Annotated in this window: 19 protein-coding genes and 1 pseudogene; 7 read left to right on the forward strand and 13 right to left on the reverse strand. The window is 36.9% G+C overall.

From position 1 onward, the window contains the following. Positions 1 to 2 precede the first annotated feature (2 nt). The 7 genes from VSAL_RS22680 to VSAL_RS05345 all read right to left on the reverse strand — a co-directional run bounded on the left by VSAL_RS22680 (position 3) and on the right by VSAL_RS05345 (position 10,380). Positions 3 to 497 carry an ATP-binding domain-containing protein gene (locus VSAL_RS22680; RefSeq protein ID WP_049940331.1) on the reverse strand — a complete coding sequence of 165 codons (495 nt, stop codon included), beginning with the start codon at positions 495 to 497 and terminating at the stop codon, positions 3 to 5. Between the two features lie 65 nt (positions 498 to 562). Further along, positions 563 to 2,095, reverse strand: a complete 1,533-nt coding sequence (locus tag VSAL_RS05320; RefSeq protein ID WP_049940332.1) for a DEAD/DEAH box helicase — start codon at positions 2,093 to 2,095, stop codon at positions 563 to 565. A 419-nt stretch (positions 2,096 to 2,514) separates the two neighbouring features. After that, positions 2,515 to 3,567 (reverse strand): DNA polymerase IV, encoded by a 1,053-nt coding sequence (dinB, locus tag VSAL_RS05325; RefSeq protein ID WP_012549732.1) that lies wholly within the window; start codon positions 3,565 to 3,567, stop codon positions 2,515 to 2,517. Positions 3,568 to 3,738: 171 nt separating this feature from the next. Beyond that, positions 3,739 to 5,100 (reverse strand): tyrosine-type recombinase/integrase, encoded by a 1,362-nt coding sequence (locus tag VSAL_RS05330; RefSeq protein ID WP_012549733.1) that lies wholly within the window; start codon positions 5,098 to 5,100, stop codon positions 3,739 to 3,741. A gap of 1 nt (position 5,101) precedes the next feature. Beyond that, entirely contained in the window at positions 5,102 to 5,623 is a 522-nt protein-coding gene (locus VSAL_RS05335; RefSeq protein WP_012549734.1) for a hypothetical protein, read from the reverse strand. Next, positions 5,624 to 8,047, reverse strand: a complete 2,424-nt coding sequence (locus VSAL_RS05340; protein ID WP_012549735.1) for a hypothetical protein — start codon at positions 8,045 to 8,047, stop codon at positions 5,624 to 5,626. Next, entirely contained in the window at positions 8,041 to 10,380 is a 2,340-nt protein-coding gene (locus tag VSAL_RS05345) for a hypothetical protein (protein ID WP_012549736.1), read from the reverse strand. The genes VSAL_RS05340 and VSAL_RS05345 overlap by 7 nt, the downstream gene beginning before the upstream one ends. 540 nt (positions 10,381 to 10,920) lie before the next feature. Here VSAL_RS05345 and VSAL_RS05350 point away from each other — a divergent pair. Continuing rightward, positions 10,921 to 11,232 carry an alanine racemase gene (locus VSAL_RS05350; RefSeq protein WP_044583208.1) on the forward strand — a complete coding sequence of 104 codons (312 nt, stop codon included), beginning with the start codon at positions 10,921 to 10,923 and terminating at the stop codon, positions 11,230 to 11,232. An 8-nt stretch (positions 11,233 to 11,240) separates the two neighbouring features. Here the strand turns inward: VSAL_RS05350 and VSAL_RS05355 are convergent, their stop codons facing one another. Continuing rightward, positions 11,241 to 12,122 carry an IS982-like element ISVsa6 family transposase gene (locus VSAL_RS05355; protein ID WP_012548944.1) on the reverse strand — a complete coding sequence of 294 codons (882 nt, stop codon included), beginning with the start codon at positions 12,120 to 12,122 and terminating at the stop codon, positions 11,241 to 11,243. 96 nt (positions 12,123 to 12,218) lie between these two features. Here VSAL_RS05355 and alr point away from each other — a divergent pair. Next, positions 12,219 to 13,139, forward strand: a pseudogene (gene alr, locus VSAL_RS05360) (alanine racemase); the annotation flags it as partial. Positions 13,140 to 13,215: 76 nt separating this feature from the next. On the opposite strand, the gene VSAL_RS05365 reads toward alr, so the two are convergent. Beyond that, entirely contained in the window at positions 13,216 to 14,670 is a 1,455-nt protein-coding gene (locus VSAL_RS05365) for an aminoacyl-histidine dipeptidase (RefSeq protein WP_012549737.1), read from the reverse strand. Positions 14,671 to 15,473: 803 nt separating this feature from the next. Here VSAL_RS05365 and VSAL_RS05370 point away from each other — a divergent pair. The 5 genes from VSAL_RS05370 (at position 15,474) to VSAL_RS05390 (ending at position 21,208) form a co-directional block, all read left to right on the forward strand. Next, positions 15,474 to 16,766 carry an NCS2 family permease gene (locus VSAL_RS05370; protein WP_012549738.1) on the forward strand — a complete coding sequence of 431 codons (1,293 nt, stop codon included), beginning with the start codon at positions 15,474 to 15,476 and terminating at the stop codon, positions 16,764 to 16,766. Positions 16,767 to 16,803: 37 nt separating this feature from the next. Further along, on the forward strand, positions 16,804 to 17,262 hold the full coding sequence (gpt, locus tag VSAL_RS05375) for a xanthine phosphoribosyltransferase (protein ID WP_012549739.1): 459 nt from the start codon (positions 16,804 to 16,806) through the stop codon (positions 17,260 to 17,262). Positions 17,263 to 17,420: 158 nt separating this feature from the next. Then, positions 17,421 to 18,662, forward strand: a complete 1,242-nt coding sequence (frsA, locus tag VSAL_RS05380; protein ID WP_012549740.1) for an esterase FrsA — start codon at positions 17,421 to 17,423, stop codon at positions 18,660 to 18,662. 164 nt (positions 18,663 to 18,826) lie between these two features. Then, entirely contained in the window at positions 18,827 to 19,936 is a 1,110-nt protein-coding gene (gene proB / locus VSAL_RS05385; RefSeq protein WP_012549741.1) for a glutamate 5-kinase, read from the forward strand. Positions 19,937 to 19,951: 15 nt separating this feature from the next. Then, entirely contained in the window at positions 19,952 to 21,208 is a 1,257-nt protein-coding gene (locus VSAL_RS05390) for a glutamate-5-semialdehyde dehydrogenase (protein ID WP_044583209.1), read from the forward strand. A 101-nt stretch (positions 21,209 to 21,309) separates the two neighbouring features. On the opposite strand, the gene lipA is transcribed toward VSAL_RS05390, so the two are convergent. From lipA to VSAL_RS05410, 4 genes are all read right to left on the reverse strand, one after another. Next, a complete protein-coding gene (gene lipA, locus VSAL_RS05395) occupies positions 21,310 to 22,275 on the reverse strand; it encodes a lipoyl synthase (RefSeq protein WP_012549743.1) in 966 nt (321 codons plus the stop codon). Further along, the gene (gene lipB, locus VSAL_RS05400) at positions 22,268 to 22,945 is read right to left on the reverse strand and encodes a lipoyl(octanoyl) transferase LipB (RefSeq protein WP_035470463.1); all 678 of its coding nucleotides are present in this window, start codon (positions 22,943 to 22,945) and stop codon (positions 22,268 to 22,270) included. Before lipB ends, lipA begins: the two co-directional genes overlap by 8 nt. Before the next feature lie 146 nt (positions 22,946 to 23,091). Beyond that, complete coding sequence (ybeD, locus tag VSAL_RS05405) at positions 23,092 to 23,361, reverse strand: DUF493 family protein YbeD (RefSeq protein WP_012549745.1); 270 nt, start codon at positions 23,359 to 23,361, stop codon at positions 23,092 to 23,094. A 155-nt stretch (positions 23,362 to 23,516) separates the two neighbouring features. Next, the gene (locus VSAL_RS05410; protein WP_012549746.1) at positions 23,517 to 24,692 is read right to left on the reverse strand and encodes a serine hydrolase; all 1,176 of its coding nucleotides are present in this window, start codon (positions 24,690 to 24,692) and stop codon (positions 23,517 to 23,519) included. Positions 24,693 to 24,857 lie beyond the last annotated feature (165 nt).

Below are 24,857 nucleotides of genomic sequence, written 5' to 3' on the forward strand. Positions count from 1 at the left end.
CGTTACTCAAATAGTGATCTAAGGTCTTCTGGAATATCTTCTCTCGAGAGTTCACCACTTTCATACATGGCTTTCAACTTTTTAATCTGACCGAACCCTTCATATAAGTCTTGTTTCTCATCATCTGTTTTATCTTGGTAAGCCGTGCTTAGTAAGGCAAGATTAGTTGCCGTTGGATAATTAAATTCTAATTGGAATTGACGTTCAAAAACTTTATTTATCTCTTTTGACAGGTCATCCATTTCATCACCAACTCCAGTAATGCGGACCCACGCCTTAGCTCGAGTTATTGCAGTAAATAGAGCATTTCTTTTTTTGCCCAACTCAAGACCTGAATTATTATAATTAGCTCCCATTGCGTAAACTAAAGGTGCTTCATTTCCTTTAGCTCTATAAATATGAGTAATAGCAATGGAGTCATCAACAAACACGATATCTCGACTTGTATTTTTGCCAACAACATGACAATTAATATTTCTTTTCCTTAATTCATTCATTAAGAAAGCACTGTCACTGCCAAGGGTATAGGCTTTAGGGAATACGACTAAAACATCACTTGGATCTAATTCATTGTTTTCAATGCTATTTTTATGTCGTTAGCGACCCATACAGCTTCATCTTGTTTTGAATTAAAACTTTCATACTTAATTGAATCTTCAGGAGTTAATAGTCTAGAAAAATAATCAGGAGTACGTTCTGCGCTACGTTGAAGGTTAACGGTACCCCCTAATTCTAATTTACCACCAATAACCTCATAACCAATATGTTTCCAAAAACTTGGGTCATTAAACATTCTAACCAAGCCTTGCTCTCTATAAATACCAAGACCAAGACCAAGAGCAAGTGCCAACGATAGGGTCCATGGTGGATTTCTGTAGCATATAGGTAGCATGATATCTTGAAGCGGCTTGTTTGATTCATTTTCTAAGGTTACTAAAGGAGCACCAAGACTAGTACGTCCAAATAATGTTTCTGGTGGCTGCATTACAAATTCACCTAGATTTTGTAGTTCATCATACGCCCAAATAACTTGTTTTTTACTAGATGCAAACTTGTATATAAGTTTGAAAAATGATGTAGGAAAATCTTGCGCTTCATCAATCAAAATATAATCATACAATGGTTCAATTGATATCTTTTCTGCAACTTCCAAAGCTTCTTGGCATGCTCCTTCAAAGGCTTTATCCTGACCATATTTACTCTGAGCAGCATAAAAGCTTAAAGGCTCAATTCCAAGCTGCTCACAGATTTCTGAATAAAGTCCAACCTCTCTAGTACTTCCCCACGCATGGCGAATTTTTAGAAAATCCCTATCAGGTTCATCTGCAAGATGTTGAAAATAGAATTTATCTATAAGCTTTTCGAATTGCTGGTAAAGAGCCCTTGATTGAAAGGTTACAGCAATTTTAAGTTCTGAATTGTACGCATGTAAATAAGCAGCCTTCATAGCTAAAATAATAGTTTTACCGCAGCCTGCTAGTCCTCTAATTCGTTGAGGTTTTTCTGGTGATTCTATTGCAGCCTTTTTTTGCCATTTATCAAGGTTAGCTATTTCTTTTTCAATTTGCTTCATAATGGTTCCATATGAACCATCAGTTGTTGCTTTATTACGCTTTTTCTGAGGTTTTAATACTGAAGTTTTTTGAATAGATGCATTAATTAGCTTGAACTGTTCGTCACTAATAGCAGCGCATGAAATCAATTGATTTTCAAAATCTGCAGGAGTAATAATTTCAACTTCAATATCAGTTTCAGATAACTGTCTCAAACTAAAAATTGTAATTTCGAAACTTAGTTTACGCCTGATTACCAATGACTTTTCAGTCAAGAATCGTTTCAGCAGACCTCTATATATATCATCTTGGTAATTGAGGATATCATCTTCAGTAGAACCGACTTGAGTTGTTAAGTCGAACGCAACTACACCGTGCTCTTTAGTTACGAGTAAAGCATCTGTTAATAAAGACTCATCATCGACATCGAATATCGGATATCCAACATACAATGTACCTTCTAACTCCAGGGTGTTAAGACACTCAACTAAGCATTCGACTGCCTGTGGGTTACTTTTTTTACCGAATACATACTCAATCATAATGAAGTCACCTAAAAATTTATATTTCTGATATTTTATTATAATCAGATGGTTAAAGGAACCTCAAGGATCAAAGTTATGAAACAAGTAGTTTAAATATTAAAAGAAAAGCAACCGCCCTATTCTATATAGTCATTACTTCGTCACTCATCCTACTATAACGTAGGTTGTCTTGAGAGGAGAGCTATGTATGAATTTTCATAGTGGTTTTGGCTGACTGATGGAAGCGAAATTGAACTGGAATACTTTGAAGGAAATCAGCTTCATGAGAACCATAAATAAACAATAAAATATGGTCGCAATGGGTAACCGACATATTATTTTTTTGTATTTTAAAACTAGCTAATTATCTGAATAATGAAATTTGTAACGTAACAAAATTTGGGACAACAACGAGTTAATTTAAATGCTAATCTATTCTAGAATAAGTTAATTTGACCACTATCTTTTTCTGTATTTAAACCAATAGATATACCTATTAATCTAATGCCTCGGTTTTGTTGTCTTTTTAACCCTTCTCGTAGTAATTCTAAGAAGTAATCTTTATCTAATTGTGATTTTTTATGCTCGATAGTAGTTTGCTTGAAATCCTGAAATTTTAACTTTAACCCTTGCTTTATAATGCTGTTATTACTTGAGGATTTTTGTAGTCTTTCAATTAGTTTTGGATAAAGAACTTCAATAGCTTCAATGCATTCTTGTTCAGAATAAATGTCAGTTTGGAAGGTTCTTTCTACACCAACAGATTTACGAGTTCGATTTGTTTCAATTTTACGGTTATCTATACCATTACATCTTTCCCATATAACTTGACCAAATTTTCCAAAGTTGCTTAGCAGTGTATGATGATCGCACTCCCTAATATCTTGACCTTTATAGAAACCAAACTTATGTAGCTTTTCTAAAGTTACCTTACCAACGCCGGATATTTTTCCTAGTTCAAGCTGTTCAATGAAACTATCTAGTTTGTTTGGGGGAACAACACAGATTCCATTAGGCTTATCTACATCGGATGCAACTTTAGCTATAAATTTTAAAGGTGCTACTCCCGCACTTGCTGTTAGTTGTAACTCGTTCCAGATCGTTTTCCTAATATCTTCTGCAATTAAAGTAGCGGAACCGTGAAATAATGGAGAGTCGGTGACATCGAGATAGGCTTCATCCAATGAAAGTGGTTCAATGAGGTCAGTATATTCTGAGAATATTTTATGAATTTGTTTTGAAACGGTTTTGTATTTATCCATGTTACCAGGTACAACGGTTAAATTCGGGCATAACTGTAGGGCTTTAGCGGTAGACATGGCAGAGCGAACGCCAAATTCCCGTGCTTCATAATTACATGTTGAAAGCACGCCACGATGATGTTGAGAGCCTCCAATGGCAATAGGGATTCCCCGTAACTCTGGGTTGTCTCTCGCTTCAACAGCTGCGTAGTAACAATCAAGGTCAATGTGAATTATTTTTTGAGACAAAACAATTTAGCCTAACGGATTCAATTCAATAATCGTCTATACCATTATACTAAGATTAGGTTTCATGACGGGTTGTTTTAGATTAGTTCTTTAAGTCTAAATTGTACGCGATAACTGTTTAAATATACAGTCAATTGAGGCTTTAATTATCTTCGCTGATGAGTATCAAAATTATGTGTTTATACTATTGTCGATATCTTGCTCAAAGCTATTTAACATTTCATTCAGACGTAAGTTATATTCACCTAGGGTTAGTTCTTTTTTCTTATAGATGTCTTTTAAATCAGTAAGTTGACGTTTTATAAGTGTAACACTGTTTTTTAATGAAACAGCATTATAGGTCTCAGTATACCCGTTGATATCTTCAAAAACTAAATCAATGTAGGTATCCAATGAGCTCAATAGAGTGTGCCCAGTCCATTGCTGCAACTCTTGTTTGAATGCTTTCGTGTGCAATAAATGTTTACGAAAACCATCCTTTCCATTTATTTCATTGTGGGCAAGGATGATTTCTTTCAACTTATCAGTAATAAACGCATGTCTATAAAGGTGAGCATGTAAATTTCCCTCTATACCTATTTCCCTTTTCCACTGGTTTAGGTAAGCGCCCCAAGAACTAGGTGAAAATGCTTCTCCATTGTTTAAATTAATAAACAGCATGTCATGTTTTGTTCTTTTCTTATTCATGACTCTCTTTCGAATTTTTATATAGGGAGCTATGTAATTCAAAACCATTTGGGGAATAGGAAGGAAGCGGTGTTTATCTTCTTTTCGCTTTAATGTAGTTAGTTTTATCGACCCTGTTTTTCTTGCCTCCTCATAATCTGAGATTGTTATAAGGTGAAACTCTGTGATCCTCGCACCAAGTTGCTCCATCACAACATACATTGCCTTATCTCTAGTTCGTTTATCTCTTCCTACTGGTTGTGCCTTGAGGTAGTTCCAGAGTTTTAAGGAATCACTTGAAGATATTGGGTGTCTTGTTCTAATGGCATCTTTAGATGGAATACTATTATGAGAAATTGAAATACATATTTTATATCCCTTATGTCCATCTATTTTTATTTTGTAAGGTTTTTCGGTTGTTCGTATAGCATTGGCTTTATCACTCCCTATGAAGTGAGATAAATCATTAAGGTCTTGAATGAATTTAAGAAAGTCCAAACATTTTTCTGCAATATCAATAACACGATTGTTGGAGCGTTTTAATTCGCCGGTAGGTTCTCTTTCGTTTTGTAAATTTTGAACAAAGAGAGTGAAAGTAGCGTCGGTAAGTTGATTAAAAGAGGTAAGGGAGGGTTGCTGTTCAACAAAGTGGATAAGATGAATAATTAATCCTGCTTCTTGTTTTAATGTTGAATTTGCTATTTTAGCTAGCATTCGTTGATGCACGAACATATTTGCTTCATAACAAGGATTATGATTGCTCCACGTAAAGAATTGTATGTCTTTAGAATAATTAAATTTTAATTTTTTGCTTAGTGGGTCAATATGACTCCAACTTTTAAAATTTCTTAATTTACGATAAGGCATATTAAAACTTCCCATTAAGGGTGTAACTTAATTTTGTTTCGGCCCCTTCGTTGAATTTTCGATAGAGTTCCTTTCGTTCTTCTACAGAACCTTCATAAATAGCGATTTGTTTTAGTTGAGATCGAAGTTCACTTATCATTGTTGTAAGTAAGAAGTTGCTACGGTAAGCGATATCAAGTTTAGCTTCTAACTCTGTCACTCTGTTGTTCAGTCCGGTTTTTGTTCTTTTATTCGATTTTTTACCCTCTATAGTATTTTCAAGAGCATCTTTTGCGTTTAAGCGCAATTCATTTAGTTCAAGGAAACCTCTACCTAAGAGTGTGTCAGAAGTTGTTTTTAGTGTATTTAAGGAGCAGATGGTGATTTCTTGATCTTTATTTTCATATTTCGCAATACCAGTTTGAGATTTTAATGCTTTCTTCAGGACTTCATCGTTTTTAAACTTATGCGGTGTAGTAATAATACACTTCAAAAATGCGATGGTATTAAATACCTTTATTTGATTAATTTCTTTTGCCGACATCTAATTTATCTCATTGAATGTTAATGTTAAATTAAAAGTACTTTCAGTGCTTCCATTGGGGGTTGTTACAATAAAAAAATTAGGTTCAAGAGAGATCACTTCATTATCTAATAATCGGAGAACTTCATTCTCCATAATTTGATTTTTTTCGATTACGCTTATGTGTGGAGTAGTTTCGTAATCACTTTCGTGATAATCATCAATGGTATTACTTAGAGTATTAATGATCACTTCAGCTCTTTCGTTTCCAGCTAATCGTTTTACAAGGAGTTCTCGAAGTTTATCCAGCTGTTTGGCGTCTACATCGCTGATATCCTTATTGAGTACGCTACTTGCGAGAACACTAGCTTTAGCACTATTTAAGACTGCACCTGTTTCTGATTCTGAAATATAGTGATAAAGATGTTCCATATCAGTATGACCAAGCATCCAACGAAGAGCATCGAAGCTTTCTTTTTTCTTTGACCAGAAAAAGACTAACGCAAAGAAGCGTCTAAGCTGATGCTGACGGATATAGTTGCGACGATACTCTCCACTATCCATTAACACCAAGTCCGTTTCAAAGTAATCGCACATAGCATCGTAATTGTTATTGAAGCTATGTGTGTTAGCTGCTGATAGATTACAAGCTTTGGATTCTAAACTATTAAAAAGTGATAACTTACCGGTGGTTAATCCTGCTTTTTCAGTTTCTTGATTAAATTCTTCCAAACGCCAAATGAGTTTTGCAATCGATACTGGGATTGGACGAATAAGGTGTGTGTTTTTCCCTTTGTAACCTGATTTTTTTAGCTTGAATTTTAAATTATATTGAGCCTTAACTGAACCGTCTTTTCCTTTTTTGATAAAGTAGTCTTCATCATCAATAGAAAAAGGATTTTTGTTAGGAATTAGATTGCCGTATGGCTTTAGAGATGACAGTTCATCTTGTCGTCTAGCCATTATCGCACCGACTAAAAACTGAACTGAACCTTCAAGTGCTTGAAATAATTCAAATAAACTTTCATTATTTCTGATGCGCTGATGACGGTTGGGCGTTTTGATATCAAACGCAGCAACTTGCTTAATCCCTTTTTTTTTCCATTTGCTGGTCACGCAATTAATAGCTTCTGTATCAAACCAATGTCCGCGTTCAGAGCCAGACATGTCACTATGAATTGCTTCATCAAATGCTTTGAATGTTGCTTGAGGTTTAAGCTTGTTGCTATTTGATTTCCCTAGTTTACTTCGACCTTCTTTGAGCGCAGTTAAACATTGATTTAGCAATTCATCTTGGTTCTCTTGCGTGAATTGAAAGCATTTTTCAATTAGGTTAAAAATAAGTGATGGAGGCTGCGTCCGAGTACGCATAGTCTTTTTTAGATGCACTCCTTTTATATTATTAATGGAATTTATCGTGAGTGTGTCAGTGATCATTGAAGGTGTGCAGGAATCATTGCGGTCTAAATTGGTATGTATCAACTTTAGGTATGAAATATATTGACCCAAGGACTGAGCATTCATACCAATTGATGAATCATGATTGTTAATTGGTATGTACTCTGTAGATGTTTTTTTTTGTTTTAAATGAAACTCTACAAAATTAGGGGTATTGATATCTTCAAATAAACATTTTCCATTTAAAATAAGGCGGGTGAGAACAGCGCTATTACCATCATATTTTGGTTTTCCTTTATAGGATTTGTAGTATCCCTGTTTGAATAGCCACACACATGATTTTTGTCTGTTTTCTGGATAGATCGATAAGTCATCAGTTGGAAGTTTTGATAGTAATAGAGGATATTTGGCAACGAAATTTACGCATTCTTCATCACTAATGGTAGTTGCTTCCTTATCAATCAATGCTTTTATTCTATCTTTAAACCGATATACCCCTTCAAATGGATCGTAGGTTGCCATATTACTAAAAATAGATAACCAAAAGCTATCATCAACATGAAGTAGGTGATATTCAGCTAATTGCAATTCTTTACTGTGTAATAAGATGGCATTGATTAATTTAATAATATAAGTAACTTTTATATAAATTGTCTTTTTGGAGAACTCAATATTACCGCCGTTCTCTAGTGGGTTATCCGTTGCGGTTATCCAGTATTTAAAAGCATTAAGTAGTTTTATGTGCTTGGGGTCAGTGAGCTTTTTACCATCATTAAGGAAAACAGAGTCCCATCGAATAGTTTTAGGTTTACTTGTTAGCATTAGCGTCCATATAGGAGCCCAAAATTCTGAATCAAGCCATGATGGTTCTCGTTCATTATAATTATAAATACCGGTATTGTGATTTGTTAACATCCTTAAAGCTGTGAAATCACCACTAGCAATTGAAATTTTATACATTTCTTCAAGTTCGAATTTAGAAAGAGAGGAAAATGTACGTTCTTCTGATTTTATATCTTCTATTAGCTTTAAATGAGGTTTTAGCATATTAACGCTCCCATGATTCTATTATTATCCATTGGGTTCGCCCTAGCATTTTCTAGCATATTTTTATAATCATCTTCTTCATTGTATTGGTCTGTTTCTAAAGATAATAGAATAAATAACGCGCATTGATACCAATGTTCGACAATCTCTTTAAATTGTGTATCTTCAATTGCTGTTTCAACTGTTGTTTTTATCGCAATAAGCAATTGCAACAATGCTGTACTGATAGTGAATACGATACCATCAAAAGAAAGAACTATATCTTTTACTTTTGTTTGTGTATTCGCACTGTTCCCTAGATAGAAAGGAATGTCGCTGATACCATGATGTTCAAGAAACTCGGTGATATTTCCTTCTGATATATCGACAGCATCTAAGAGGTACTGAGACTCTTTCATTGCTTCAAATAAAATGGAGTTTTGAAATTGACGTATAATGCGCTCAAGGAAAAAATCCATAAGAGGCTTAGGTAGGTAAACGCCTTCTAGCAAATGTAATTGGACTCTTTTATGTCCTAATGCTCTTGCAACAGCCCCCATGGATTCTGTTTCAAGATAGATTTGTAAGCCCCGGTGGCGGCGAAGTGAACGTAGTGAAAATATTTCAGAAATAGCATTAACATCGTTTTGATTAAGTATGTGTCCATGAGGTAAGTTTTTATAGTTTCTTAAGGTTTCGTAAAAAGAAATATCGCAGGACAAGCTGGAGCCTAAGCTTTTATATGTAGCTACTTTACTTGGTGTGGCGGTGATGATCATTTTTCGCCAGTTAGCATCACCGAGAGCCTTTAATCGCTCTCTCGCCAAAAGAGTATGTTCGATTAAAAAATCAACTATCTCCTTAGATTTCTTATTAAGAACAACCTCTTGTTGTGCAAGAGTTGCTCCTCTTCGATTTTTGAGGGATATAATCATCCATTGGTCCCCAACCTGTTTGTAACCAGATCTATTCCCTTTTTTGTCAAGCAGCTCCCACTCTTGAAGCCAACTAGGTGTAATTTTGGGATGATTTAAAATCAATAGAGATAGAATTGCGTTCAATGTTAAAAGGGTAGGGAGTGCTAGTTCTTTGGTAAGGAGAGGAGTATTGCCTACAAATCCTAAAAAACTACTATAGGCATTATGTTTTCCTCCAATACCGTGATGGAAAAATGTGGCTATGGTGTTTTCAAGATTTTCTGGACCAATAGGGCATTGATCGTTATGTGTTAGTTTTTTTAGAGGTTTAATCTTACCCGCGAGAAGGTATTTCTTATTACGGATATTAATGGCTTTTACTTGCTCAAAAATATGTGTGCATACTAAGTGAATATAGTTTAAATCTTTATTGAGTCGATATTGAATTTCGGCTACTGCCTCTTCGTCTTTGATGTGTAGACCTATATTACTAAACCAACGTTCAGCTTCATTTTCCGTTGTCTTACCACCAATGCTGAATGATAAGTTTTCATTAACAGGTTTTTTCCATTTAGGAGTTAAGAAAGGTTTAATAGGAGCTTCAAAAAAACCGATTTTAATAAAACATACAATATAGGTTTGGATCGCTCGATTCCAGAGAATATAAAAAGTGTTTTCATCGTGACCTTCAATTTTGGCTCTAGCAAAACCTATATCCATAATCTCAGCAAAGTAATGTTGAACATTTCTAGCAGATAATTTGATATAGAGCTCTTTAAGTGATTGATTTTTATTGAGGGTGAAAAAGTACAATAAGTGATAACAAAGAGCGGATGTAGTGCTTTTTAATGTTGCAGATTTGTGTTTTAGTCCATAATTTTGTAATGCATGATGAATTTTTTCAGTAAAGTTAGAGCCATACTGGCAAAAAATTGAGTCAAGATTGACTTCTAAAACTGCCCCTTCTTTTGATTTAATTTGCCAGCCATTGAGGTAGTTCAACTTACCTTGATTAAGGTCTAGATCATTATATTCAACTATATATTGCGTTATATCATCGCTAATTCTACTTTTTTTAATATCAATGCTAGATAAGCTTAGCTGTAAGTTACTCGCTATAGTGGAAAATATCGCATATACGTATCTTGTATGGTCATATTTTGCTCTGGTTCCGAAGCTTATTTCTGAATAGATAAATCCAATCAGTAATTGAAGGTGTTCATTTATTGCATGACTGTTATTTAATATATTCGTTCCTGAGAATGAATAGGGTTTGGGTTCTGTTATGTAAATATAGGCTGCATAAATATTTAAAACTCTATTGCGATAGGAGTCATCATTGATGTGTGTTCTTGCGATAGAGTTTAACCATTCAAAGTATTTGCTAGAGCGTATGACTTCTAATTTGGATAAGCTCTTAAGTGTTGAGGAATTCATGCATATCACTTAAATAATTGTACATAATAAAAGCATATGTAGACGATTGATAACTGTCAATTAAGTTTCGGGTATTCTACTTATTCTTTTTTCTTTATTTTTAACTGTTTAGTAATTATTGATAAGAATTAAGCTTTGGGAATCAAATCAAACGACGATTGAGCATGTGCATAATCAATTAACGTTAGCATTTTTTGAAGAGCTTTTGATTGAAGTATTAGAAAGGCAAAAAGGGAGGGAGATCCGACTTATCGGATTAAACGTAATGCTTAAAGATAAGGAAGTCACTCAACAATTAAGTTTCTTCTAATAAAACTATCAATAATTCTCACTTTTGATGGTTTATAAAATGTTGCATTTGAGTAGCAGTTGTTTTGGTTAGATTACTTGTATATATATAGGTGATTTCAATTTGGTGTTTATCGAGCATATAATGGGCAACCGATTGTTGTATAGACAAATATCATAGAGGCTAAATAACCATCTCTATATAATATAACGTCGTAATTTACGATATAATTATTATACATACGGTTGTTTATGAACTTTACAAAATGTGCTTTGGCGTTAAGCCTTATTTTACCGACATCAGCTATTTCTGCGCCATTATTAACGCTAGACACACTCACTTCTCAAGAGAAAATTCAACAAACAAATGCATGGTTAGAAATTGATACTCAAGCATTTAAACATAATATTGATACATTAAAAAAATCACTTAATTCAGACACTAAAATCTGTGCGATCATGAAAGCGGATGCATACGGTAATGGAATTGAAGGACTCATGGATTCTGTGATTAGTCGTGATGTTGAATGTATTGGTATCATAAGTAACCTGAATTCTGGATAAAACATGCTTTAAGCGAGGATTAGTTCAAATTCACATTCTGATAGCTTAATTCGTGGCTTTTGTTTTTTTAAACAATAAGCCACAACGCCTGAAATTACATTTAGCATGAAACCAGTCACGCTACGATGACGGCTATGTTCAATTTGAGAGATATTCTTCAATTGGTCATTTATCGTTTCGATAATGTATCTCTTTGATAACATAGCCTTATCAAAAGCACTTATCTCTTTTGCTTTCATGTTTTTTCGCGAGGTAGTCACTAAATCGACATCAGAGTTCTTTAAGCTCTCACTCAACTTTTTACCTATGTACCCTTTATCAGCGTACAATTTCCCCGAGAGTTCTTTGCATAAATCAGGTACAGGAGTCCTATCATTTACATTGCCAGCTGTGATTTTCAGCGAAATAATTTCTCCAAGATGGTTAATCAATAAATGAAGTTTGAAGCCGAAAAACCATCCCATGGTACCTTTTCCTCTTTTCGCAACACCATCAAAGACTTTATGGCGAGGAATTCGAATGTTATGGCATACTTTAAGACTCGTGGAGTCAACAAAAGCAATGCCAGTCGGCTTACCTTTGATAGATTGAAAATAGGCACACATTGGGGCGATTAGGCTAGGCATTTTGCTCACAAATCGAGTGTAGCTAAGTAAATTTGGAAAGTATCCTTTCCAATATTGATGAACTAACCCGATATAGAAGTTCTTGAAATCTCTATGATTTGATTGATGAAAAGCGATGACAATAGTCATACATTCACTAGTAGACATTACTGACTGACGTTTTCTTTTTCTCTCACTAGCCTCAACAAGGTATTTTTCCCATTGAGATAAGAATTGATAACAAAAATCATCGACATCACAAAATATATCAACTAATTTATTCATCTTGCCCACCTTTTAAAATACGTTCAAATAATTCTTGGTCGAAAGATCTGATCGTTAGGTGGGCAATTAGTTCAGCCTTATCCAGAATTCAGGTTAAGTAATGAAGAAGCGCGTATTGTTCGAGCGAAAGGATTCTCTGGTGAGATCATGCGTGTTCGTGCTGCGACACCAAATGAAATTGAATCAGGCTTAAATTATCAAATAGAAGAGCTTATTGGTTCAAGTGAGCAAGCAAATACTATTGCTAAATTAGCAAAAAAAAATAATACCGTAATACCTGTTCATCTTGCATTGAATGCGGGCGGAATGGGACGCAATGGCCTTGATTTATCTCAACCTCAAGGGAAAAAAGAGGCGTTAAATATTGCCTTTAATGGTCATATTAATATTGTTGGTATTATGACGCATTTCCCTAATGAATCAGTTGATGAGATCCGTACAAAACTGGATTTATTTAAGCAAGAAAGTAAATGGCTTATTGATGAAGCTCAGTTAAATCGTGAAAACATCACTCTGCATGTCGCAAACTCTTACACCACGATTAATTTACCTGAAGCACATTTAGATATGGTTCGTCCAGGTGGATTGTTGTATGGAGATATGCCAAGTAACCCTGAATATCAGCGTATTGTTCGTTTTAAGACCTCAGTTGCTTCTTTGAATTACTTACCAAAGGGCAGCACGATAGGCTACAGCAGCACTTATGTGTTAGGCCGAGATTCAATTTTAGCTAATTTACCTTTAGGTTATTCTGACGGGTATGTTCGCTCTATTGGTAATAATGGGTATGTGTTGATCAATGGTCAGAAAGCGAATGTAGTTGGTGTGACATCAATGAACACAACAATGGTTGATGTGACTGATATTAAGAATGTTCAGCCTGGTGATGAAGTTGTTCTATTTGGTAAACAAAATGAGCAGACGATTGAAACTAAAGAAATGGAAGCATTTAGTAGCCGAAGTATGCCTGAGCTTTATGTTATTTGGGGGGCAACTAACCCAAAAGTTTATTTTTAATGATTGACGTCATTTGACTATAAATAAAAACGGTCAGCATAAGCTGACCGTTTTTTATAATCCTAATATTAAAGGATTATTTTTTTGGAATGTTCTCTAAAATGGCAACCATTTGTTCCCAGTAAAGAGCAACCGTATCAATTTTCACTTTCTCATCTGGAGAATGAGGGAATTTGATGGTTGGACCAAATGAGATCATGTCCATTTTAGGATAAGGTTCTTTAAATAGACCACACTCTAAACCTGCATGAATTACCATGATGTTTGGCTTATTTCCGTAAATGCCTTCGTAGACATCACGGAACACATGCATGATTTCAGAATCTGCGTCTGGCTTCCAACCTGGATATGTACCAGAGAAGCTGACTTGTGCTCCTGCTAATTCAGCCACAGATGAAAGCATTCCTTCAACCATGCTACGGCCAGAATCCATTAATGAACGGATTAGGCATAGAATTGTGATTGTGCTTTCTTCAGTAGTAATAACGCCCACATTTAAAGACGTTTCTACCACACCCTCAATATCATCACTCATGCGGATAACACCATTTGGACAGGCATTTAGTGTCGCAATGAACGGAGTTTGAGTGGCTAGTGTCAAGACATTTTCAGCAGAGGCTGTCTCGTTGATGCTTACAATATTCGTTTCTACTCGACCTAATTCGTCTTTCAATAGATCGGTATAAAAAGTAAATAGCTCAGCCAGTTTTGCTTCATTCTCAGCAGGAACGGCAACCGTTGCGAATGCTTCACGAGGAATAGCATTACGTAAGCTACCACCACGGAATTCAACAAGGCGTAAATCCAGTTCAACAGCGTGGCCAGCAAGGAATCGACCCAGTAATTTGTTCGCGTTACCACGACCAGTATGAATGTCACAACCAGAATGGCCGCCTTTTAGGCCTTTTAGTGTGATTTGACGAGTAACATAGCCAGCAGGCAGTGCTTCACGTTCGATCATTAATTTGATAGCACCATCAGCACCACCAGCACAACCCATGTAGATTTCCCCTTCTTGTTCTGAATCGGTATTAAGAAGAATATCACCTTCTAACCAACCGGCTTCTAGACCAAAGGCACCAGTCATGCCTGCTTCTTCATCAATGGTTAATAATACTTCTAATGGGCCATGCTTCAATTCTTTTGAGGCTAAAACAGCAAGACATGAAGCCATGCCCATACCATTGTCGGCACCCAGTGTTGTGCCTTTTGCTGTAACCCACTCGCCATCTATATATGGAAGGATTGGATCGTTAGTAAAATCATGGTCAGTATCTTCATTTTTTTGTGGAACCATATCAATATGGGCTTGAAGTACAACACCCTTGCGATCTTCCATTCCCGGCGTTGCCGCTTTTTTGATGAATACATTACCCGTAGGATCGCGGCGAACATCAAGACCTTCGCTTGTTGCCCAATCAATAATATATTGAGCTAATGCATCTTCATGTTTAGATGGGTGGGGGATAGAACAAATTTTATCGAAAAATTGCCAAATAGGTTGTGGTGTTAGTTGACTGATCTCAGACACAAGTATCTCCTTTTGAAAACAGTAAATAGCAAATTAATGCGCTGTCTTTTTGGGTAATTGATTACCAATACAAATAAGTATACCCCTCAAATTAGCTAATTACCCTGTTTGATATCGTAAATTTATTGAATCTTCTTTACTGGGATTAAGGAAAAATACAGACGGATAAATAGCGAGCGTTTTCGTTATTTAGTTACGTAATATTTCAATTGACTGACTGGTTAATGTGTTTTATGTGATCAACTTCAAGTTTTTATTGTAATAAAGTTTCATTGAGAGTATAGTTTTCTCATCTGCTAGAGAGTCTTCAGATACTGTAAATGCTCATAGGATGAGTCCGATTTATCGCCTCCAAGGAACCGAGATCAATTTTATTGTTTTTAACTATCAATTGATAAGGTGATGTTATGTATTGCATAAGCTCTTCTAAATTCTGGAATCAACGCTCTGTATACACAAGTCAATTTGTATACCCAATGAGCTTTGGTTACTAATAAAACTTCGGTTTTATACGTTAAAGTTATACCCCTATAATTGGAATTCTAATTTACCCGCTTGGGTTATATTACATTCTCCGCCATCCAAAATATTTGGGTGGCGTTTTTTTGCCTAAACATTCTCCTCTATGTATCCAACCTATTAATAAATATTATCTTTTTCTATTAGAGCATCCACTTTATTTACTATTAACACAGTAAAAGATAAATAATCGCTAGAAATTCCCATAATACCTCTTTATAATTCTCAGCCAATCGATTACGCAAACGTTTAATCAGTATAAAGCAGACTAGGAATGAGCCCCAATGCTTGAAAAACTATTTCAACTTAAAGCTAATGGTACGAACGTTCGTACTGAAATTATTGCCGGGTTAACCACCTTCTTAACAATGGCTTATGTTATTTTTGTGAATCCAGCAATCTTGGCTGATGCTGGAATGGATAAAGGCGCTGTTTTTGTTGCAACGTGTATTGCTGCTGCAATAGGGTGTTTTATCATGGGATTTGTTGCCAACTTCCCAATAGCTCAAGCTCCAGGTATGGGGTTGAATGCGTTCTTTACCTACACTGTTGTACTGGGAATGGGTCATACATGGCAAGTAGCGCTCGCTGCTGTATTCATGTCAGGTGTGTTATTTATTCTTCTAAGTTTATGTAAAATAAGAGAGTTGATTATTAATTCGATTCCTCTTTCTTTACGCACTGGTATTTCGGCGGGTATTGGTTTATTTTTGGCTTTCATCGCTCTAAAGAATTCAGGCATAGTTGTCGATAATCCGGCAACTTTATTGTCTATTGGTCATATTAATAGCTTTCCTGCCGCTATGGGGGCATTGGCTTTATTTTTAACTATCGCTTTAGTTCATCGTGGCTATAAAGCGGCTGTTATGATCGCTATTTTAGCCGTTACTGGACTTGCCTTGCTTTTTGGTGAAGTTCAATATGCTGGCATTATGTCAATGCCACCAAGTCTTGCACCTACATTTTTACAACTCGATTTTTCAGGTGCTTTTGACATTGGTATGCTAAGCGTTGTTTTTGCTTTCTTATTCGTTGATTTATTTGATACTGCCGGTACGTTAGTTGGTGTATCTCAAAAGGCAGGGATCATGGATAAAGATGGCAATATTCCTCGTCTAAATAGAGCTTTGCTGGCGGATTCAACGGCGACATCTGTAGGGGCTTTATTAGGTACATCAAACACAACATCATACATTGAAAGTGTTGCTGGTGTAGCTGCCGGTGGTCGAACTGGTTTGACGGCTGTTGTTGTGGGCATTCTGTTTTTATTGGCTTTATTCTTTGCTCCATTAGCTGGGATGGTTCCTGCTTATGCAACGGCCGGTGCGTTGTTTTATGTCGCAATCTTAATGATGTCGGGTCTTGTGAGTATTGATTGGAGAGATCTTACTGAAGCGGCGCCAGTTGTTGTGGTATGCTTGCTAATGCCTTTAACCTTCTCTATTGCTGATGGTATTTCACTAGGCTTTATCTCTTATGCAGCGATTAAGTTGTTAAGTGGTAAAGGTCGCGATGTTCATATCAGTGTTTGGGTTCTTGCTGCACTATTCACGCTGAAATTTATTTTTACGGCATAGTTGTTGTTAACTGTGCCACTGAGAGGTTTTGTCTATTATGGCTAATAAATTTGTAATAACTTGGGATAACATGCAGATGTATACTCGTCAGCTTGCTGAACAGTTACTTCCTGCTGAACAATGGAAAGGTATTTTGGCTGTGAGCCGTGGTGGACTTGTCCCTGCGGCAATTCTAGCTCGTGAATTAAATATTCGTTATGTTGATACCGTATGTATTTCAAGTTATGACCACGATCATCAGCGTGATATGACGGTTGTTAAAGCGATGGAAGGTGATGGTGAAGGTTTCATCATCATTGATGATTTAGTTGATAGTGGTGACACTGCCGTTAAATTGCGCCAGATGTACCCTAAAGGTAAATTAGTCACTGTATGTGCAAAACCTGCAGGCATTGATTTAGTTGATGCGTATGTTGTCGATATTCCACAAGATACGTGGATCGAGCAACCATGGGACATGGCTGTAACGTACGTAGATCCTATTTGTAAAAAATAAACTTACGTTATAACCAATAGAAAATGACTCTTTTAAGGGTCATTTTTTTTGCTTGTCATTTATCGATATTAATTAAATTCAAGAGTAAGTTGATTACCCTATTTATAGGCTTTCAGTATATAGTAGGCCTAATTACTTTATGTATATCGGTGTTTGATATGACCCAGCCTGAAAGCGAAAATCTCTCTGTTAAGTTGTTTAAAACCAATAAGCAAGCTTTAGAAACCTCTTGCCTTGTGCCTTATCTTCCAAGCAGTTTAGAACAGATATCAAAAAATTCAGAACGAAATTGGTATCGCGAACTTCGTCGTCCTCAATGGATTTGGCAAGGGGTTTATCCGATTGAGTTAGAAGGAATTTTGTCTAAAATGGCAAGCAGTGATAAAGACAGAACGAAACCTGAATGGTTAGATACTGTCACTGGATATCGCGCTGGTAACTGGGCTTATGAGTGGATTAATGCAGGAATGGAGCATCAGAAATGTGCGTCAGACCTTGAAGGGAACGAGGCTGCGGAACGTTTGTTTAAAGCCAGTTTATATTTTAGCATTGCCGGTTATCCGCATATAAAAGGGGATAATTTAGCCACTCAGGCACAGGTGCTTGCTAGCAAAGCTTATGATATGGCGGCAAAACAGACCTCTCATCGAATTGAAAAGATTTTAGTCCCTTATGATGGTCGAAAAATCACCTGTTATTTGCATTTACCGAATACTGAAAAACCGTTACCTGTCGTTATTGTCAGTGGCGGTATGGATTCGTTACAAACGGACATGTGGTCTTTGTACCGTGATTATTTAGCGCCAAATAATATGGCAATGCTAACATTAGATATGCCATCGATTGGACACAGTTCGTACTGGCCGCTAACTGAAGACTCAAGTTGCTTGCATCAAGCTGTGCTAAATTATTTACCTCATATTCCTTGGGTTGATCGTTTTCATGCTGCTGTTATGGGGTTCCGATTTGGTGGAAATGTCGCATTGCGTTTGTCTTTTCTTGAACCGAATAAACTGAAAACTTGCGTTGCTCTTGGTGCTCCAATCCATCAAGTGTTGTCAAACTCCACACAACTAAAGAAAATGCCAAAAATGTATTTAGACATATTGGCATCTCGCTTGGCAAAACAAGTGGTGGACGTTAATAGTTTAACTGGGCAAATGAAAGCATGGTCTCTTAAGTTCCAAGGTTTTTTATCTGGTGGAAGAAAAACATCGGTATCTATTTTAGCTATTGGGTTAGCGGGGGATCCTGTTTCTCCAAAATCAGATAATAAATTAGCGGCAATGTTCAGTAAATATGGTAAAGGTGTTGAGCTAAAAAATAAGACATTGCACAGTGGTTATGAAGACGCATTAAACCAAATGATTGAATGGATAAAAGAAGAGATGAAACACTAATCTGGCTTTTTATTTCATTGATTTAGATGAAATGTCATAAAATCTTATTTTAGGCTTGTACTGTTCTGATTTGCTTGCTAAAAATAGGGTGATTTTTATATTATTATTACGATGAATGTATTTCGTAATACAAAACATTATTAGTTAATATAGGTAGTAGGGAATTGAATACACAATCTCAAACCATAGTCGTTAAACTTGGTACAAGTGTACTCACTGGTGGCACATTAAAACTAGACAGAGCACACATGGTTGAATTAGTTCGCCAATGTGTGCATCTGAAAAAGTTAGGTCATCAAGTGATTGTTGTAACTTCTGGCGCAATTGCGGCTGGACGTGAACATTTAAATTACCCCGAACTACCCAAAACCATGGCTAACAAGCAGTTATTAGCTGCTGTTGGTCAAAGTTGCTTAATTCAAGCTTGGCAGAGTTTATTTGCTATTTATGGTGTTAACGTTGGCCAAATGTTATTAACTCGAGCGGATTTAGATGATCGTGAACGTTATCTAAATGCCCGTGACATGCTGCAAGCTTTATTAAAAAATGGCATTGTTCCTATCGTTAATGAGAATGATGCGGTTGCAACAAATGAAATTAAGGTTGGGGATAACGATAACCTTTCTGCTTTAGTTGGTATTTTGGCGAGTGCAGATAAATTATTGCTGTTAACGGATCAATCTGGTTTGTTTACGGCTGATCCGCGTAAAGATCCAAAAGCCGAATTGATTAAAGAAGTGCACACCATTGATGAAACACTACGTAAGATTGCAGGTGGTAGTGGGACGGCATTAGGCACCGGTGGCATGGCAACTAAACTTCAAGCGGCTGATATTGCTCGTCGAGCGGGTATTGAAGTTGTTATTGCTGCTGGCAGCGCTGAGAATGTGATTACTGATGTTGTAGATTCAAAGCCTCAAGGAACAAAATTCTTGCCTGTTGAATGTGCGTTAGAGAGTCGTAAACGTTGGATTCTTGCTGGTCCTGCATCTAATGGTACGATTGTTATTGATGACGGTGCTGTGAATGCAGTACAGCAAAAAGGCAGCAGTTTATTGAGCAAAGGGATTTCGTCGATTTCTGGCCACTTTGTTCGCGGTGGTGTTGCTAAGATTGTAAATACGAAAGGTGAGTTAATTGCCCGAGGTATTTCTCGTTATTCAAGTGACGATTTACATAAGATTTTAGGAAAACACAGTCAGGATATTTACGCAGTATTAGGTTATGAATATGGGCCTGTAGCTATCCACCGAGATGATTTAGTACTGATTTAGTAAAGGATATTTATTGTGAATTTAACAAAAATGGGTCAAGCAGCAAAAAATGCAGCGTTTGACTTAGCGGTAGCTCCAACAGCCCAGAAGAACAAAGCATTGGCGATTATTGCTGATGAACTTGAAGCGAACAAAGAGGCGATTCTTGCGGCTAATGCAAAAGACATTAGTGCAGCGGTAGAAGCGGGCATTTCAGAGGCAATGCAAGATCGTTTATTACTAACAGAAGAGCGTTTAGTTGCTATTGCTAATGACGTTCGTAATGTGATCAACTTAAATGATCCTGTTGGTAGTGAAATTGACAGTAAAATGCTTGAAAATGGCATGTCACTTTCTCGCCGCCGTGTACCAATTGGTGTGATTGGTGTGATCTATGAAGCTCGTCCAAATGTAACGATCGATATCGCTTCATTATGTTTAAAAACCGGTAATGCGAGTATTCTACGTGGTGGTAAAGAGACGTTCTTCTCTAATATGGAGTTAGTTAAGGTCATTCAAGTTGCTCTTGAAAAAGCCGGCTTACCAGCTGCATCAGTACAATACATAGAGAAACCAGATCGTGAACTAGTTTCAGAGCTATTACGTCTGGATGACTACGTTGATATGATCATTCCACGTGGTGGTGCTGGTTTGCACAAAATGTGTAAAGAAAACAGTTCAATTCCAGTCATCATTGGCGGGTTTGGTATTAGCCATGCGTTTGTTGATGACAGTGCTGATTTAGAAAGAGCCTTGTTGGTTGTTGATAACTCAAAAGCACAACGCCCATCTGCATGTAATGCACTTGATACACTGTTAGTTCATGAGGCAGTGGCTCCACAATTCTTAGCATTATTAGCGAATAAAATGGCAGGTCGTGTTGAATTGGTTGCTGAACCAAAAGCTTATTCGTTACTAAAAGAGTTTAAAAACGTGTCATTACGTGAAGCACAAGACGGTGATTTTGATACTGAATGGCTAAGTTACACATTAGGTGTGAAAGTGGTGTCTGATGTAAATGAAGCAGCGGCTCATATGCAAACACATAACGCGAGTCATTCTGATACTATTTTAACAAATAATATTGAATCTGCTGAAAAGTTCATTAATACCGCAGGTTCAGCTGCCGTGTATGTGAATGCATCAACACGCTTCACTGATGGGGCTCAGTTTGGTTTAGGCGCTGAAGTTGCGGTATCAACCCAGAAGCTTCATGCTCGTGGTCCAATGGGCTTAGAAGAGCTGACAAGTTACAAATGGGTGGGGAAAGCGGATTATCTTATTCGCCCATAATCATATTGATTAATGTTTAGTAAAAACAAAAAAGGTTGACGCTAAAACGTCAACCTTTTTTATTATTCAGACCCTAGACCCTAGACCCTAGACCCTAGACCCTATTTAACTTCTTCGCCTTTCGCTTGAAGATCAGCATGGTAAGAAGAGCGAACAAATGGACCACAAGCCGCATGGGTAAATCCAAGTTCAAGAGCAATCACTTTTAATTCATCAAACTCTGCAGGTGGAACGTAACGCTCAACGGGTAGGTGATGGCGACTTGGTGCTAAATACTGACCCAGTGTTAACATCGTTACACCGTGAGCACGTAAGTCTTTTAGTACTTCGACTATTTCTTCTTTTGTTTCGCCTAGACCCATCATCACACCAGATTTGGTTGGTACTGTTGGGTGTTGTTCTTTGAATTTCTTCAATAGGTCAAGTGACCACTGGTAATTTGCGCCAGGGCGAACCTTACGGTATAGGCGTGGAGCGGTCTCTAAATTGTGGTTGAATACATCTGGTGGGTTGCTATGCATCGCATCTAATGCGCGATCCATACGACCACGAAAATCAGGAACTAGCGTTTCAATACGGATCTCAGGGTTTAATTCACGAATTTCACGATTACAATCCGCAAAATGTTGTGCTCCGCCATCACGTAAATCATCACGGTCGACTGATGTGATTACCACATATTTCAGTTTCATGTCTTTAATCGTTTTTGCCAGTTTCTTCGGCTCTTCAGCTTCAGGAGTGACTGGGCGTCCATGAGCAACATCACAGAAAGGGCAGCGACGGGTACAAATTGCACCTAAGATCATGAAGGTTGCCGTACCATGGTTAAAGCATTCTGCTAAGTTAGGGCAAGATGCTTCTTCACATACAGAGTGAAGATTATTTTTACGCATTGCTGATTTAATTTCATCAATACGCTTACTGCTTGATGGAAGTTTGATCTTCATCCACTCAGGCTTACGTAATACTTCTTTTTTCTCTGTTGGCATGTTTTTAACTGGAATTAATGCCATTTTATCGGCATCGCGGTATTTAACGCCTTTTTCCATTTGAATTGGCTTACTCATGATGGCTGCTTTCCGTTATGTACTCAATATCAGTGTAATCAAGTAATGTTGTTAATTCTTTAATAAGTAAAGGGTGAACATCTTCAACGTGTTCTGCTTTGTTCTCTACCGTATCATTTTCTTTAATTAAATCGTGCAGTTGTATCATTTCCATTCCAGCATAACCACAAGGGTTAATTCTTAGGAAAGGAGATAAATCCATGTTTACGTTTAGTGCCAGTCCGTGGAATGAACATCCTTTGCGGATACGCAAACCAAGAGAACATATTTTTTTATTATCAACATACACACCCGGAGCATCAGGTCTTGCTGCTGATTCAATAGTAAACTGACTTAATGTGTTGATTACCGTGTTTTCAATGTGTGTGACTAATTCACGGACACCTATTTTCTTTCTGCGTAAGTTAATCAAAACATAAGCGACGAGTTGACCTGGTCCATGGTAGGTTACTTGCCCGCCACGGTCACTTTTTACGACAGGGATATCTCCAGCAGCCAGAACATGTTCTTCTTTACCTGCTTGTCCTTGAGTGAATACTGGATTGTGCTCAACTAACCATACTTCATCACACGAGTTTTCATCGCGTTCGTCAGTAAAGGTATGCATCGCTTTCCATACCGGCTCATAATCTTGTCGGCCAAGGTTTTTAACTACTAGACGCTTGTTCAATAGGATCACACTTGATTTGAAAATTTGGCTAATGATAGCAAGGATAGAAAGGAAGGAATAGATAAGAAATGTAGGGGTATATCAAAATTTAAAAATGGCAGGTAATATTTTCTACTAAATAGTACGCTTATTACCTACCAAATATATTAAAGAACCATACGAACCATTTCGATGTCAGCAAGTTCTTTATACAGTATTTCTACTTGTTCAATCGATGTCGCCGTAATACTTACAGATACAGAGTTGTAGTTACCTTTGCCGCTTGCTTTTACGTGTGGCGTGTAATCACCTGGAGCATGACGTTGAATAACTTCAAGTACAAGGACAGGAAGGTCTTCATGAGCAAGGCCAACGGCTTTATAGGTAAATTTACATGGGAATTCAAGAAGATCTTTTAGCTTTGGTTGCTCTTGCATAACCGTCTCCAATCGAGAGTGGATAAATATTAGAAAGCAATTTTACTGTGACCTAAGTCAGATAACAAGAGTTATAAGTCATCGAGTTTACATCACTAAAAATCAGGTATAAAAAAGGCTGCCTAAGCCGCCTTAATCAATTAGTTAGTCAGCGTTTAGCTTAACCAACCTTTAAATGTCAAAACAATGTAATCAATAAGACGACTGAAAATACCACCTTCGTCAACATTATTTAAAGCAAGTAGAGGATACTCAGCAATATCTTCACCATCAATTTGATAGAAAAGTTTACCAACGACATCACCTTTAGATATTGGTGCTTTCAATGTTTTTTCTAGAACAAAGCTTGCTGTCATTTTCTTCGCTTGACCACGAGGTAAAGTAACATAAGTGTCTTCAGCAACGCCAAGGGCTACTTCATCCGTGCTACCCATCCATACTTTTTCTGTTACGAAAGTTTCGTTTGCTTTGTGTGGAGAAACTGTTTCGAAGAAACGGAAACCATAATTCAGTAATTTTTTGCTTTCTGCTTTACGAGCATTACCTGATTTAGTTCCCATTACTACAGCAACTAAACGCATTTTACCTTCGGTTGCTGAGCTTACTAGATTGTAACCTGCACCGTCAGTATGACCTGTTTTGATGCCATCTACATTCATGCTTTTATCCCACAATAGGCCATTACGGTTATATTGTGTGATGCCGTTATAAGTATATGATTTTTCAGAGTATACGCGATATTCTTCGGGTACATCACGGATCAATGCTTGGCCAATTAATGCCATGTCATAAGGTGTTGAATATAGGTCGTCACGATCTAAACCATGAACGTTTGCAAAGTGTGTGTTTTGAAGATTTAATGTTTTAGACCATGCATTCATTAGATCAACAAAAGCGTCTTCTGAACCAGCAACATGTTCAGCCATTGCCACACAAGCATCATTACCTGATTGAACGATAATACCTTGGTTTAAATCACGAACTTTAACAACGCTACCGACTTCAATAAACATTTTAGAAGAACCTGGGAAGTTTTTCGCCCATGCGTTCTTACTGATGACAACATCGTCATCCATTGAAATATTACCACTCGCAATCTCTTGACCGATAACATAGCTTGTCATCATTTTGGTTAAGCTTGCAGGATTCATACGAACATTCATGTCTTTTTCAGCCAGAACTTTGCCTGAATGATAATCCATTAGTACGTAGCCTTTTGCAGCTATTTGTGGTGCATTTGGAATAACTGCAGGAGCAGCTACAGCAACGGTGGAGCCTAAAATAAAGCTCGATAAGATGATTCGTTTTAACTGTTTAGCTGAATTTTTCATAATAATAACTTTGCACTTTGAGGTAGTGAAACTGCGTACATAATAGCAGATTTGAATATCATAACCAGATGTGTAATTAAATAACTGATTTTCTATGAGAAAGAAAGGTAATAAAAATTCATCGGCTTCATTTTTAATATGGATATATCTTATTGTATTCTAAAG

Origin of the sequence: Aliivibrio salmonicida LFI1238 (assembly GCF_000196495.1) — a bacterium.
Lineage (GTDB): Bacteria > Pseudomonadota > Gammaproteobacteria > Enterobacterales > Vibrionaceae > Aliivibrio > Aliivibrio salmonicida.

Coding starts and splice junctions, on each gene's coding strand:
- VSAL_RS22680 (WP_049940331.1), bottom strand. CDS start 497: ATGAATGAATTAAGGAAAAGAAATATTAATTGTCATGTTGTTGGCAAA.
- VSAL_RS05320 (WP_049940332.1), bottom strand. CDS start 2,095: ATGATTGAGTATGTATTCGGTAAAAAAAGTAACCCACAGGCAGTCGAA.
- VSAL_RS05330 (WP_012549733.1), bottom strand. CDS start 5,100: ATGCCTTATCGTAAATTAAGAAATTTTAAAAGTTGGAGTCATATTGAC.
- VSAL_RS05335 (WP_012549734.1), bottom strand. CDS start 5,623: ATGTCGGCAAAAGAAATTAATCAAATAAAGGTATTTAATACCATCGCA.
- VSAL_RS05340 (WP_012549735.1), bottom strand. CDS start 8,047: ATGCTAAAACCTCATTTAAAGCTAATAGAAGATATAAAATCAGAAGAA.
- VSAL_RS05345 (WP_012549736.1), bottom strand. CDS start 10,380: ATGAATTCCTCAACACTTAAGAGCTTATCCAAATTAGAAGTCATACGC.
- VSAL_RS05350 (WP_044583208.1), top strand. CDS start 10,921: ATGAACTTTACAAAATGTGCTTTGGCGTTAAGCCTTATTTTACCGACA.
- VSAL_RS05355 (WP_012548944.1), bottom strand. CDS start 12,122: ATGAATAAATTAGTTGATATATTTTGTGATGTCGATGATTTTTGTTAT.
- VSAL_RS05370 (WP_012549738.1), top strand. CDS start 15,474: ATGCTTGAAAAACTATTTCAACTTAAAGCTAATGGTACGAACGTTCGT.
- gpt (WP_012549739.1), top strand. CDS start 16,804: ATGGCTAATAAATTTGTAATAACTTGGGATAACATGCAGATGTATACT.
- frsA (WP_012549740.1), top strand. CDS start 17,421: ATGACCCAGCCTGAAAGCGAAAATCTCTCTGTTAAGTTGTTTAAAACC.
- lipA (WP_012549743.1), bottom strand. CDS start 22,275: ATGAGTAAGCCAATTCAAATGGAAAAAGGCGTTAAATACCGCGATGCC.
- ybeD (WP_012549745.1), bottom strand. CDS start 23,361: ATGCAAGAGCAACCAAAGCTAAAAGATCTTCTTGAATTCCCATGTAAA.
- VSAL_RS05410 (WP_012549746.1), bottom strand. CDS start 24,692: ATGAAAAATTCAGCTAAACAGTTAAAACGAATCATCTTATCGAGCTTT.